This window comes from Psychrobacter pygoscelis (assembly GCF_004335015.1).
Classification (GTDB): Bacteria; Pseudomonadota; Gammaproteobacteria; order Pseudomonadales; family Moraxellaceae; genus Psychrobacter; species Psychrobacter pygoscelis.
On sequence record NZ_RQRU01000001.1, the window covers coordinates 1160637 to 1174471 of the forward strand.

General features: G+C 45.6%; 12 protein-coding genes. 6 read left to right on the top strand and 6 right to left on the bottom strand.

The window, feature by feature from the left end; all coding sequences use genetic code 11:
• The first annotated feature begins 456 nt into the window (after positions 1 to 456).
• The 3 genes from clpP to EGV92_RS04580 all read left to right on the top strand — a co-directional run bounded on the left by clpP (position 457) and on the right by EGV92_RS04580 (position 3214).
• Positions 457 to 1086: an ATP-dependent Clp endopeptidase proteolytic subunit ClpP gene (gene clpP / locus EGV92_RS04570; RefSeq protein WP_165525565.1), complete on the top strand. Its 630-nt coding sequence runs from the start codon at positions 457 to 459 to the stop codon at positions 1084 to 1086.
• A gap of 136 nt (positions 1087 to 1222) precedes the next feature.
• Positions 1223 to 2500 (top strand): ATP-dependent protease ATP-binding subunit ClpX, encoded by a 1278-nt coding sequence (clpX, locus tag EGV92_RS04575; RefSeq protein WP_131667997.1) that lies wholly within the window; start codon positions 1223 to 1225, stop codon positions 2498 to 2500.
• 423 nt (positions 2501 to 2923) lie between these two features.
• Complete coding sequence (locus EGV92_RS04580; protein WP_131667998.1) at positions 2924 to 3214, top strand: hypothetical protein; 291 nt, start codon at positions 2924 to 2926, stop codon at positions 3212 to 3214.
• A gap of 97 nt (positions 3215 to 3311) precedes the next feature.
• Here the strand turns inward: EGV92_RS04580 and EGV92_RS04585 are convergent, their stop codons facing one another.
• From EGV92_RS04585 to argS, 3 genes are all read right to left on the bottom strand, one after another.
• Positions 3312 to 4403, bottom strand: a complete 1092-nt coding sequence (locus tag EGV92_RS04585) for a PTS sugar transporter subunit IIC (protein ID WP_131667999.1) — start codon at positions 4401 to 4403, stop codon at positions 3312 to 3314.
• A gap of 142 nt (positions 4404 to 4545) precedes the next feature.
• Positions 4546 to 5361: an SPOR domain-containing protein gene (locus EGV92_RS04590; RefSeq protein ID WP_131668000.1), complete on the bottom strand. Its 816-nt coding sequence runs from the start codon at positions 5359 to 5361 to the stop codon at positions 4546 to 4548.
• A gap of 340 nt (positions 5362 to 5701) precedes the next feature.
• Positions 5702 to 7531: an arginine--tRNA ligase gene (gene argS / locus EGV92_RS04595; protein ID WP_131668001.1), complete on the bottom strand. Its 1830-nt coding sequence runs from the start codon at positions 7529 to 7531 to the stop codon at positions 5702 to 5704.
• 280 nt (positions 7532 to 7811) lie between these two features.
• Between argS and EGV92_RS04600 the strand changes: the two genes are divergently transcribed.
• Positions 7812 to 8030 carry a DUF2788 domain-containing protein gene (locus EGV92_RS04600; RefSeq protein ID WP_131668002.1) on the top strand — a complete coding sequence of 73 codons (219 nt, stop codon included), beginning with the start codon at positions 7812 to 7814 and terminating at the stop codon, positions 8028 to 8030.
• A 208-nt stretch (positions 8031 to 8238) separates the two neighbouring features.
• Here EGV92_RS04600 and EGV92_RS04605 read toward each other — a convergent pair whose 3' ends face one another.
• Positions 8239 to 9426, bottom strand: coding sequence for a DUF1176 domain-containing protein (locus EGV92_RS04605; protein ID WP_165525560.1), 1188 nt, complete (start codon positions 9424 to 9426; stop codon positions 8239 to 8241).
• A gap of 181 nt (positions 9427 to 9607) precedes the next feature.
• Positions 9608 to 10651: a tRNA 5-methoxyuridine(34)/uridine 5-oxyacetic acid(34) synthase CmoB gene (gene cmoB, locus EGV92_RS04610; RefSeq protein ID WP_131668004.1), complete on the bottom strand. Its 1044-nt coding sequence runs from the start codon at positions 10649 to 10651 to the stop codon at positions 9608 to 9610.
• Positions 10652 to 11169: 518 nt separating this feature from the next.
• Here cmoB and EGV92_RS04615 point away from each other — a divergent pair.
• On the top strand, positions 11170 to 11676 hold the full coding sequence (locus EGV92_RS04615) for a hypothetical protein (protein ID WP_131668005.1): 507 nt from the start codon (positions 11170 to 11172) through the stop codon (positions 11674 to 11676).
• 256 nt (positions 11677 to 11932) lie between these two features.
• On the opposite strand, the gene cmoA is transcribed toward EGV92_RS04615, so the two are convergent.
• Positions 11933 to 12736, bottom strand: a complete 804-nt coding sequence (gene cmoA / locus EGV92_RS04620) for a carboxy-S-adenosyl-L-methionine synthase CmoA (protein WP_131668006.1) — start codon at positions 12734 to 12736, stop codon at positions 11933 to 11935.
• Positions 12737 to 13068: 332 nt separating this feature from the next.
• On the opposite strand from cmoA, the gene EGV92_RS04625 reads away from it, so the two are divergent.
• A complete protein-coding gene (locus EGV92_RS04625) occupies positions 13069 to 13755 on the top strand; it encodes a vWA domain-containing protein (protein WP_131668007.1) in 687 nt (228 codons plus the stop codon).
• Positions 13756 to 13835: the final 80 nt, after the last annotated feature.

The following is a 13835-nucleotide window of genomic DNA, read 5'->3' on the forward strand; positions in this document are numbered from 1 at the left end:
GTTACTTACCGTCTAAGTCTACTAAGTGTCCAAAGATACTTTGGTAGGAGCAGCAAGTAGATGCCTCAACGATAACGTTGGGGCATTTTTATAGGTCGGCAGTTATCTTTTGTCCTTGTTGACGTCTATGGTAAGCCGGCAGGTGAACTTGCTCGCGAGCCACAGATAGGTACAGCCCGTCTAAAAAAGTCAGCTTATTTTTGACATTGGGTATTAGCACTTGATAATCAGTAACTACCCCCCTATTAAGACAAGTATTCGATGGTTATTTTAACTCTGCTGATTTAAGCTTATTGATAGGGTATAAATAAAGACTTACTAACGGCCTTATTGTCAAGCAAGCCATTTTATTCGTCACCCACCTTATTTATTTTGACACTTATAACTATAGCAATAGGAACTCAGTCTATGTCCAATATTGACCACATTAAAGCCAACCCTCATTTTGATTTGCTCATGAGCGCTCATCAATCTGCCAGCCAAGCGCCAAGAAGTGCGCTGGTACCGATGGTGGTTGAACAATCGGCTCGCGGCGAACGCTCTTTTGATATCTTCTCACGCCTACTGCGTGAACGTGTCATCTTTTTGACCGGTCAAGTAGAAGATCACATGGCCAATCTCATCGTGGCGCAGATGCTATTTTTGGAAGCGGAAAACCCTGAAAAAGATATCCATCTCTACATCAACTCGCCAGGTGGATCAGTCAGTGCTGGCCTGGCTATCTTTGATACCATGAACTTCATTAAGCCCGAAGTATCAACCATCTGTATGGGCGGCGCTTATAGCATGGGCTCATTCTTGCTCGCAGCAGGCGAAAAAGGCAAACGCTATGCCCTTGCCAACTCTCGCGTGATGATCCATCAGCCCTCAGGCGGCGCGCAAGGTCAAGCCACAGATATCGAGATTAACGCTCGCGAGATCCTAAAAATTCGTGACCGTCTAAATCGAATCTTGGCCGAGCGTACTGGTCAACCACTAGAGAAAATCGAAAAAGACGTCGAGCGCGATTTTTGGTTAGACGCTGAAGAAGCCAAAGAATATGGCTTAGTCGATGAAGTACTAAATCGCCGTCCGCAAGAGATGTAGGGCCGCGTCCTATGGAGACGATAAGGACTATTTAATATTTCGCAGATGCCTCAAAACGCTGAGGCATCTTTTAGCGCATAAGCGATTAGTCTTCGCATACATTTTCGCCAGCTGAACAAATTTTAGGAGCGCCTTTATGGCAAAAGATACCACCCCGCAGTGCTCGTTCTGCGGTAAATCGAAAGACGATGTCCAGCAGCTCATCGCCGCTGATAACGCCAATATTTGTAATGAATGTATTGAGCTATGTACGGACCTCATCGCTGATGGTAGCGACACAGCCGACAACTTAGACGATGATATTGATACCTCGTGGGTCAATAAAAAGCTACCGACCCCTAAAGAGCTACGCGCCCATCTTGATGACTATGTTATCGGTCAGGATTCGGCCAAAAAAGCCCTATCAGTCGCTGTCTATAATCACTACAAACGCCTTAAAGTCAGTCAGCAAATGGCCCAAGATAAGAAGCAAGCCAAGATTGGTGCTGATGATGCCATGATCGAGCTGTCAAAGAGTAATATCTTGCTTATCGGTCCTACCGGTTCTGGTAAGACGCTATTGGCTCAGACCTTAGCTCGCTTACTTGATGTGCCATTTGCGATGGCTGATGCAACGACTCTCACTGAAGCCGGCTATGTGGGTGAAGATGTCGAAAATATCGTTCAGAAGCTATTGCAAGCATCAGATTATGACGTAAGTAAGGCAGAACAAGGCATCATCTATATCGATGAGATTGATAAAATCAGTAAAAAGGGTGAGAACTTATCAATCACTCGTGATGTCTCAGGTGAAGGCGTTCAGCAGGCTTTGCTTAAGCTTATTGAAGGTACAGTCGCCGCTATTCCACCGCACGGTGGTCGCAAGCATCCGCAGCAAGAGCTCATCCAAGTCGATACCAGCAATATCTTAGTCATCGTCGGTGGTGCATTTGCCGGACTTGATAAAGTGATTCAGCAGCGTACTGAAAAGACCGGTATCGGCTTCAACGCCGACGTGCGCTCTAAAGAAGATCGTCGCCAAGTCTCTGAGCTGTTTAAAGAGGTCGAGCCAGAAGATTTAATCAAATTCGGTCTAATCCCTGAGCTCATTGGTCGCTTACCAGTTATCGCTACTTTAGAAGAGTTGGACGAAGACGCCCTCGTACAAATATTGACTCAACCAAAAAATGCTTTGGTCAAGCAGTATGAGTACTTATTCGATATGGAAGGCGCGAAAATATCCTTCACGGACGAAGCTCTAGACGCTATCGCTAAGAAAGCAATGGAGCGAAAAACCGGTGCCCGTGGTCTGCGCTCTATCGTCGAAAATGCTCTACTTGAGACCATGTATGAGCTGCCGTCCATGAAGGATGTCAAGACCGTGTTAGTAGACGATACCGTAATCAATGAAGGTGCTACCCCTAAGATTGCTTAATCGCTGATTTTAGATTGAGTTAGTATCTACTTAGCTCATCTTCATACAAGCACAAGGCAGTATCCAATAGTTTGGATACTGCCTTTTTTATTGCCCTAATGGGCTGTTATACAAATTAGTTACAAAGATAATTTAATTAGATGCTGATAATTTATAGATTATTGTTTGCTAAATTTTCATAAGACTGTCATATCAGGGTCGTTTATTCGTTATACTTTTGACTTGTTAATCGATCTATCAACACCAAGGAAGGGCATTATGACTTTTTTCTCTTTACCTGCACCTCTGCAACGATTAGCACAGCTGACTAAGTCGACGTTACCAGCCAGAGCTAAGATTGTATTTTGCTGAGCAGGTCGCGGCCTTACTTAGAGTCTACGTCAAGAACTTGAGCTACAAAAATGTGGCGTTTCGGCAACTTGTGTGTACCCTAGCGGCATTAAGACCAATATTGCTAATAGCGCTCGAGGCAATGATAGTATTCGCTCGCTAGGCATGGCGCGAGGTGAGAGCACCATCAGCAGCTTCAATAAAGTACTACGCTTTGATGCGAATGAAGCCGCTATGATTATCTTATCCGCAGTGGTCAATGATGCTAGGCGCTGTCTTATCGGCAGCGATGCCAAAGTGGTTGATGTGGTTCAGCGGCTACTCACGAGTCACTATCAGCGGCTCATGAACCAAGCTGCTAAGTTAGGTCGTATTATTCAGTAGTTAAATAGCTAGTCAATTAGCATAGAATTCCCGATCAGCGCGCTGCCTGAACAATAGAGCAACCCCAGCCTATTATCCTGATCCTGTTATCCTATTACTAAGGTAGTGTCATATCTCCTGGCTCAAGCCAACCAGCTTTTCGCATTAGCGTGGCGACGAGCCAAGCGATAATGGCAGGTAGTACCAACATTAAGAGAACAATCGCTAACCATAACCGGCCCGGGCTCATCAGACTAGCTGAGGCCTCTAATACGCCAAATACCCCGACCAACCCTGCTGTGCCCATGCCTGCTCCTGTCGCCGTACAATGCAGAGCAAATACGCTGGTAGCAATAGGGCCTGCGACCGCACTGGCAACCACTGCTGGCAGTAGGATAATTGGCTTTTTGAGGACATTAGGAATCTGAAGCATACTGGTACCAATCCCCTGTGACACCAGTCCACTCACACCATTGTCCCTATAACTGGCGACGGCAAAGCCGACCATATGTGCTGCGCAGCCGACCACCGCCGCGCCTCCCGCCAGACCACCGAGACCAATCGCTATACAAATAGCCGCACTAGATGTGGGCATGGTTAATAAGATTCCGACGACGACAGCAATGACAATCCCCATAAAGAAAGGTTGTAGCTCAGTGGCAGCATGGATACCTTGACCGATGGCATTTACTGCAGCGACGACTGGCGGATTTAAAGTGGCGCACACGGCAAGAGCAACGCCGCAGACCACCAAGGGTATCAATAGGATATCTAGCTTGGTACGACCAGCGATAAGGACACCGACGCGATAGGCAAATACCGACGTTAGATAAGCGCCTATCGGATTGCCAGGTAGCGCCAAAAATGTCGGCGCAGCGCCCACCTGCGGCGTAAACAATGTTCCTGCCATTAAGGCTTCAGAATGCGCGCCTAGCATACCAGCGACCAAGCAGCTGAGCATGACTAGCGTCGGCGCTTTAAGATAGTAGGCAATACCAACGCCAATCCCAGCTCCCATTAGAATACTCGCCAGCTTACCGATACTCATAAGTACCGGCAAATCAAGCCATTGTCCTATCTGTGAGATAATAAGACCGGCTATTAAGGTCACAAACAACCCTAGCGCCATACCGGTAAAGGCATCAATAAAATAGGTCTGAAAGAAGCTTTTAAGCCGACCTTGCTGGGCCATCTGCGTGCTGCTTGTCATCTTAATCCCTTAATGGTTAATCTTCGGTTTTTATGTAACATATGACTATAGAGCTCAAACATAGCCACAAAAAAAGCGTCTATCACTAGACGCTTATCATATATTTTAATATTTAAATTTGCCAACTTTTGGCAGCTATTATTTAGCGGCGCTGCTCAACGATGAGCGAGTCGATACCATTATTCTGTAAACGCTGCTGGGCACTAATGACCGCTTGACGATTGCTCATGGGACGCGAGATAACCTGATAGAGCGGCTGACCATTGCCCGTCATTTTTTTCACCACATTAGCATCCACGCCTGCCATTAGCACTTGCGCGCGGCGGCGGTCGGCCTCATCGGCACTACCAAAGCTATTAATCTGTAAGATATAAGTCCTGGTACCCGCACTGTCTGGAGTAGCTGCAGAGATTGAAGCGGTCGCTGAGCTATTATTGGTCGTGGCAGCTGGCACATTATCATCACCATCATAAGTGGTGTCTTCTTCTACCACAACGATCTGATTATCATCCGCGCCACTTTGTACGCCGTCAGCTTGTGGACTGAGCGTCGTCTGCTCTTGAATGCTTAAATTGCTATTACTATCCGCTCGCGGCTCTACTCTTGGCTGCGTAACAACTGCATCTGGCTCAAAAGTATTGGGCACTGTCTCGATACCCTCATCATCAATAGCCACAGACTCATCAGGGATGGTTGCCATCTCTTGATTGGGCAACACATCATAAAACTCATAGTCGCCATTATCAGTATCTGTCTCAACTTTGGGCTGAACCTGACGCTCAGCGGTTGTTGTCTCTGAGCCACCCACTGGACTAAAGAAGTCAAAAGAGTTGAACAAATATAAAGCCACCAAGATCATCAGTGTCAAAATAGCACCGACCAGCATCCATAAAAAGCCTGAAAGACTGCTACTCTTGCGGCGCTTTTCAACTGCACCTTTTGGTTTTTTGGCTAACATGACTGTCCCTCTCGGTGCTTATCTTCAAGCCAGCTAATCCCTTTGATTTAATTTTAGATAGGATGACAGCTTTCAGTGTTTAGATAAGCAGTTAGTTGATTAACTATATTTTAAACTATGATTATAGAGCGCCTCACTAGTCTGAGCACTGATTAGGCGCGCTTTTCATCAAGATTTCATGAGGTTTGAATTAAACCGTCATCTAAAACCTGCCTCCTATATAGGGACAGATGTTGTCGATGACGAGTGAAATAAGTAATGTACCCAATCAGCATCATGTCCATAGTGCCTGACGTACCAATATAGCTCATGATGCTGATTATATTAACCCCACTAGCAGTTACATGCTAGACGGTGCTGAGAGTCCCAATAAGCTAAGGCCATTGGCGATAACTTGACGCACTGCTTTTGACAGGCGCAAGCGCGCTTGCATTAAGGCCAGCTCTTCATCACTAGGAGTCTCACCCGAGGTTAGACTCACGGGCATGATACGACTGGTATCATACCAACCATGGAACAAGGCAGCTAAATCTTTTAGATAATTGGTCAATACATGGGGGTCATAGCCCGTCGCTGCCCGTTTCAGCGTCGCAGGATAGGCAGCAAGGAGCTTTAATAGCTCGCCTTCAGCCTCATTGACCAGTAGCTCTTGATGCTCAAGACCTACGCTATCATCGACACTATAGCCAAATTGCTCAAGCTTTTCTAAGACACGGCACACTCTAGCATGAGCGTACTGAATATAGTGTACTAGATTGTCTTTACTCTGCGACTTGGCCAGCTCAAGGTCAAAATCAATGTGAACCTCAGGCTTTCTTGCCACATAGTAGAATCGTGCTGCGTCGTTGCCGACTTCTTCACGAAGCTCACGCAAGGTCACGAATTGACCCGAGCGTGAAGACATCTGTACCTTTTGCTCACCACGCCAAAGCGCCACGAACTGAACCAAGATAACGTCTAGTTTATTAGCGTCAATGCCCAGCGCTGTAAGCGCTGCTCTCACGCGAGCGACGTAGCCATGATGGTCAGCACCCCAGACATTAATGACCTTATCAAAGCCGCGGTCAAACTTATTTTTGTGATAAGCGATATCTGAAGCAAAGTAAGTGCTTTGACCGTTAGCACGGCGCACTACTCGGTCTTTTTCATCACCAAAATCAGTAGATCTAAACCAAATATTGCCATCTTTTTCGTATAGATAGCCTTTGTCATCTAGTATCTGCAGAACAGGCTCTATCTCAGGCTCAATTGACTTCTCGCTAAACCACTGCTCAAAACGCACGCCAAAATCATTTAGGTCATCTTTGATGTCTTCTAAGATACTGCTCAATGCCGCATTTAAAAATATCTCATAGGCTTCGCCAAGCGTCACTTTGGCATTATTGATTAGGCCATCAATATGCGCTTCTTTATCGCCAGAGACCAACGTTTTTTTGCCTTCAGCATCCGTCTCATAGACTGCATCTGCTGGCACATCTTTGGCTATTTGCGCAAATGGGTGTACATAGGTATCTGCATGCTGCGTCTTGATGGTATTAGCAATATCACGGACGTAATCACCCTTGTAGCCATTGACCGGAAAGATAATGACCTCATCATTGGCTTCTAAGTAGCGTAGGTACGTACTGGTCGCCAAGATATCCATTTGCCGACCTGCGTCATTGACGTAATATTCGCGGGTCACGTCGTAACCGACGGCTTCAAGCAAGTTTGCCACACTCATACCAAAGGCAGCACCGCGGCCATGACCAACATGCAGGCTCGAAGTTGGGTTGGCCGAGACAAACTCGACTTGCACCTTTTGCTCTGCAAACTCATCGCTAAGACCAAAGCGCTCTTTTGCAGCGAAGATATCATCTAATACCGCAAACTTAGCATCGCTGTTTAAAAACACATTGATAAAGCCTGGTCCAGCGACTTCTACTTGGCGGATATCAGCATTGTCTGGCAGGGCCGCGACGATCTTCTCTGCCAAGGCGCGTGGATTCATTTTCGCCGCTTTTGCCGCGATTAAGGCAATATTGCTGGCAAAGTCGCCATGCGAGGCATCTTTGGTGCGCGTAATTTGACTGCTGTTTTGCCAGTCAGCCGGTAAGGTGCCCTCTGCTTGCAGTGCTTGAGCGGCATCATTAAATAGCTTGAATAGGGTATCAATCTGAGCTTGGGACATAATAGTAACAACTCTAAAAGTCGGATAATCTAAAAAATTAGCAATGACAAAATAACTTGTCAATATAGCAATGTTTGCCCTAATTTGCATCATTTATGGCGAATTAACTGGCTATCGACTGCCCGAGATGAGCAAAAAATTTGCCCTAAAGCCTTCAGTAAAACCTAGCATGGCTACTGTAGCGTTCCTGTTTTTGTGGTGTCCGCTTAACCACAGACACGTTATAATACCTTCATATAGTGCCTAACGTTTTAGGCCTAATTAATATTAGGAAAATTATATGTTTGCCATTGCTGCCGAGACAGTCACTAGCTGGGGGCTGTACGTATTACTGCCCGTCTTTATCGCATTCTTATTCTTTATTATTTGGGATTTGTCTAGAAAGTCCAACGCAGGCCGTGCGGGTACTTTTTGGATGTTTTTGGCCTTAGGTGCTGGTTTTGTTGGCTTTATTATTAAAGTTCTTATAGAAATGGCATTCGAAAGATGGTTTATTTAAGGCGCTAGCATTGCCTTGATATCATTGATTTAATAACGATTTAATGACATTGTCTTGACAACGGTAGTGAAAATAGCAACGCAGTATTGTTGGTCAATAGTCAGCAGCTGTGCTTATAATGCTAGGCAGTGGTGACTTAGTAGCTACTCTGTTTTTATATAGATATTCACCACCATCTGCCGCTATTTTTTAGTAACTTAAATAAAAGCTACTTTGAGTTATTTTTAGCAGCGTCTTTTTTTACGACCTTACTGACATAGCTAGGTAAATCCCAGGCACCACCAGCAAAGCCTCGGCACAGACCTGTAGTTGACTCTTCCGACTTCACAAAGCGGCTACCATCCCAAATCCAAGCCGCAGTATTCCAGCAGTCGCCCAGTCCTCGGTCTTTGTGAGAGGCCCAAATCTCTCCCTTCTCATAATCACTGCCACTTGTGGTGACCAGCAGGGGGCTACTGGGTCTGTCGTTACTGAGCAGCCAGTAACCAAAGCCTTCATTATAAGCGCCTGTCCAGCAAGGATGAATGGCTAGGGTATGCTGGTCATCAACGGGCAAAAACAACCATTTAGGGTCTTTATTATAATAGGCATTATCAGTGTCAAAGACATCACACTGATTATCCTCACTGTCTAAAGTCGGCTTGACCCAGCTTGTCATATTATCTTGCCAATAGGCCTTTTGGCTTTTGCTTATACGTCTGAGGTGCTTTGGGTCGTTAGCGACGGCTCGCTCTGCGCCAGTCGCATCTTCTTCATAATTAGGATAGACATACTGCGAGATGGGATACGCATAAGCAGCATGGATCACCGGAGCAGGCAGCGCTTTTTTAGGAATTTGCCGGTTGCGACTGTCTTTACTCACTAGCGCTAGCGAGGTTCCGACCCGGCCCTGAACCTCATCAAGCTTAAGAAGAACAGCAGCCAAGCCATTATCACTGATCCGGTATCTTTTATCACCCGCTCTTATCTCTATGTTGGTCGCCTTGCGCGCACGGCGGATCACTTGCTTGATTTGCTCTGCGTTTAACTCATAGCGGTGGTTATTAGTATCATAATTGATAAAGCCATAGTTTTTATTGTCTAGCCATAGCTCTGGCGGCTTTTGCCTATTAGCTGACTCTGTTTTATCGACTGTATCAGGTTCGTCAGATTCGTCTGTATAATTAATATAGGCTGTGGTTACAGGCCTTTGCGCAGCGACAATGAATAGTAGTGAAGCTGGCGGCGACGTCTCTTCTGCATAGCCCGCGGCGCGGCAAGTCAAAGTATTGTCACAGACCAGCTGCCAATCATTCTGCACGAAGCCCCAACCTGAAAAGGGCTCGCCATAAGCGGCCAACGCTGGCAGGGACAGCAAGCTACTTAAGGCTATAGTTAATCGCTTGAATACTTTCACCGTCACCGCTCCTTGCCGAGATTATATGGTCATAGTTATTAAGATCAACCGGCGCCTAGTTTAATAGTAGCTCTTTGTTAGTACTATTATTAAATTAGTCGTGATTATTATTTCCAATTGTTAATTTCCGCGCCAACCGTCCTTGCACTCATCTTTTGGGGTTACCTTTATGAAGCCGCCCTCACTTAGTGGCGATAAGGGTCGCGCGCATTGGGGCCGGATAACCCTCAATCGTCTTGCTAGAATCACTAGGGTCTAAGAAGTCACTGAGGGACTGATAAGTCATCCACTCAGTCGCGCGCTGCTCCTCAACACTAGTGATATCGATATCGACACAGCGCACTTCAGTGAAGCCCACCTTGTTAAGCCAGCCCGTTAAGGCTGCCACTGAGGGCAGGAAGTAGACATTATTCATCTTCGCATAGCGGTTATGTGGCACGAGGACAGTCGTGTCATCGCCTTCAACCACTAGTGTCTCAAGTACCAGCTGACCGCCCTTGACTAGCTGACCCTTGAGCTGTTGTAAATGCTCAAACGGGGATGGACGGTGATAGAGAACCCCCATACAGAACACCACATCAAAAAGCTGACTTTGCCTAGGCAGTGCTTCTAAGCCCACAGGGATATAGTGCGTTCTATTGTTGTCCGCAGCACCAACGAAATGGCGAATCGCCATAAACTGATGATAAAACAAGCATGACGGATCGATGATGATGACCTGTTTGGCACCTGCGCCCGCCATACGCCAACCATGGTAGCCAGAGCCACCACCGACATCTAACACATAGCGCCCCTCAAGCGTGCCATGATCTGCAACAAGGTGCGGGGCAATTCGCTGCCACTTCCAGTCGCTATGCCATTCGGTATCAATAAATACTGTATGACGGTCACCCTCAACACCTGAACCAATCTGAAATGGACCTTTTCGCCATGGCATTAATTGCTTCATCAAAGCCGTAATCTGCTTGTATTCGGCCTCTGATAAATCAGCCTGAATGGTAATCGTGTCGGTATCTAAGTCCACACTATGCACATCTATTTGCGGCAGCTTTTCTACTGCTGCCAGATATGCTGGTGCGTGGGCATAGCGCTGCTTGTCTTTAATTGCCGCTAGCCATTCTGGCAGTGCGGCCAGCCACTCATTAACGATAGGGTGATAATGCACGCGCTCAAGTAGGTCAAGATAGAGGGCGCGTTCGGCGTTATAGATGGTTTTATTGGTCATAGTCATAGATTAGTTAGAGCAGATGTTGGCTAACGTTGAATAAAATTAGCTGGTAGCTAATCCTATGTTAAATAGGTGTAATGTCAATCAGGGTTTACGTCAAGCTGTATCGATAATGAAATATTCTAAGGGTTAGGCAGTGCGATTGCGGGGGGCTTTTTGCTGACCGTGTATAGCTTCGCCGCAGCTGACTAGGTAGCTGATCCGTGCGCTGCACGAGAAGACTATATAGGCATGCAATCTGTTACTGACTTTGTTTATAAGACAATAAATTAACTGAACATAAATAAACTTATTGTAATAACAATAACTTTCAGTGTTTAATAAGACATTGATTTTATTAGATTGAATTTAAATATTATCTTGAGGAAATATTAACACACAATCCATTCTTGCATTGCAAATCGCTAAAAAGCGTGGCTTTTGAGAGTGTTGTTCCCTAAAGTGTTCTCATTAACTTAGAAATCGCCCTACTGACTAAAATACTAACCCATCAATACTTTAAAAGGTAACCTGCTATGTCTAATAAAAATACTTATATGACCCTTGCCTTGGCCTTATCCGCTATGTTAACAGTTAGCGGCTGCGCTACCAGCGCCAAGAACAGTCTGAATAAGTTGGTCACTAGCACACCGTCAAATGATATTGTCTTACCGGTAAATTATCTAGACGCTTATGCCAATACCAAAGCCTATTACAATAAATGCGTTGCTCAAGCTGGCGTCTCTTATCCCAACACGGTAACCACTAATGGAGTGACGGTCACCACTATGGCCCAAACCCCAGACACCACTATCAGCTCTAATCTTGATAGAGACCATCAAACTGCCTCTATTGATGTATTTATGGGCAGAAAAGCACAGCAGCATATTACCTTCGAGCCTAAAGACGCTAATACTACAGTGGTACGCTATTATGGCAGTAAAGCAGGGCTACGCTCCAAAGAGCATAATGACAAAAAGCTTGCTGAGCGGCTAACTACTCTTAAGACTGTCAGCCAAAATCAACTGACTGAGTGTCTATAAGCTCTTAACGCCTATAAAGTCAGATATATAATCAATGCTGTTGCTAACTAGGGCTTGTGAGTCACTACAATATTAGCCTATAGACTCTCACTGATAATGATGTCTTAACGAAGTTAAAAACTAAAGCTTGTGTTTTGGCATCATCTCATAGCACTGCTAGCTTGTTCCCTTCACTGCTTATCAATCGGTCTCCCTCAAAAGCGACTTTGTAAAAGCCGCAGTTGAGCCAAGCTGAAAGGCCAGTCATCAAAACACATTACTTAAACGCAATCATCGACGCAAAGTTCAAAAATTGAAACCAAGTCAGAGTTCGGCTAAAGCCCACCTGCGCTAGTCGCTCATGATGCTGAGCTAGGGTATCAGTGATTAATACATTTTCTAAAGCATTACGCTTACCACTAATCTCAAGCTCACTATAGCCATTAGCGCGTTTAAAGTCATAATAGCGCTCAACCAGCCACGCATCGTCTTGCTCATCACCCGAATGGGTCTTTTCAGTCAATACCAATATACCACCGTCATTTAGCGCGTCATAGATATTCGCTAACACTCGATAGCGGTCCTCTGGCGGCAAGAACTGTAACGTTAAATTCAACACGACCATATCACACGGTGCAAAGTCAATCTCGCGAATGTCCGCGGTAATGACCTCAATGTCATGCTCGGGGTAATTATCTGCCAATAGCGCTTTGGCTTTATCGGTCATCGCAGGTGAGATATCAACGGCTTTAATTTGCAAATCATTCGCATCAAAGCCACCCGACGCACTCACAAGCGCCATACTTGCGCCGCCAAGAGAGCAGCCCAAGTCATAAATTCGGCTGACCCTATGCCCCTCAGCATTGGTCTGTCCAAACTGACAATGACGCTGGGCGAATATTGGTAGCATCGCCAGTACCTGACCATAGCCTGGCACGCTACGGCGGATCATATCAGGGAAGCAAGCCACCACCTGCTCATCAAATGAGAAGCGTGCGGCGCGGTCTAGAGGCGTGGTAAATACCGTATCAAACAAGGTCTCATGGGAGCTTTGGTCTTGATTAGATTTAGCGTCATTCATTCGGGCAATCCTGCAATATCAGTGGTGAATATTATAGCAAATACGCCCTTTTACAAATTGCTTTTAAGCGCATCCAAAATAATGCAGCTTATAGTGAGACTGCGCTATCAGCCTTTAATCCATAACTCACCAAAACTCTTTGGCGGTTCACTATATACACTATTTAATACTATGTAAGACAACGTTAAACTTAAGTCAATTATTATTGCACCAATTATCCAGTTATAATAAATAAAAATAATAACTTAGCCTTGGTCGCTACCTAGAGGTCGGTAAGGGCTTTTTTAACTTTTAGCTTTTCTTAAATAACCAATAAAGGAATAAAAGAGATTATGGAAATAGAATTTGCCAACATAGAGACGCCAAGTAACTATCAAGAAAAGTGTCTTTGCGTGCTAGTTCTTGATATCTCAGGCTCTATGCGTGGAGGGCGTATCAAGGCGTTAAACGACGGGCTGCAAAGCTTTTATGAAGACATCCGTCAAAACTACTCACTTGCTGATGCTTTAGAGATTGCTATCGTCACCTTTGGTGATGCGGCGCAGCGCGTCCTAGAGCCAGCGCTAGTTGAGGACATGAAGATGCCCAAGCTTAAGGCACACGGCGGCATGACCAACTTAGTGGACGGTATCGAGACGGCTATTGAGATCGTCGACGAGCGTAAGCAATTTTATCGTCAGCATGGTATCAGTTATAAGCGGCCTTGGATTATTCCCATGACCGATGGTATGCCGACCAATAGCGATAACGAGATCTCCCGAATCGCCGATACGGTGCACAGCGGTATGGCGGACAACAGCTTTCACTTCTTTGCCATCGGTGTCAAAGTGAATAGATCGGCTATGAGAACGCTCAACCGCATAAGCTCGCCCTTAGTGCCAGCCGCTCAGCTGGACGGTATTCGTTTCTCTGATTTCTTTCAATGGCTATCTAATAGTATGGATAAAATTTCACACTCTCGTGAGGGCGATACCGTCGATCTTGAAGCGCCAAAATGGATGTCCGGACTCTCTGTGTGAGGAAATGCTTATCTTAATTTACAATAAAGAATTTGCTAATACATAAGAGTAGACAGCATATCAAAGCACTAGCTTTTTGC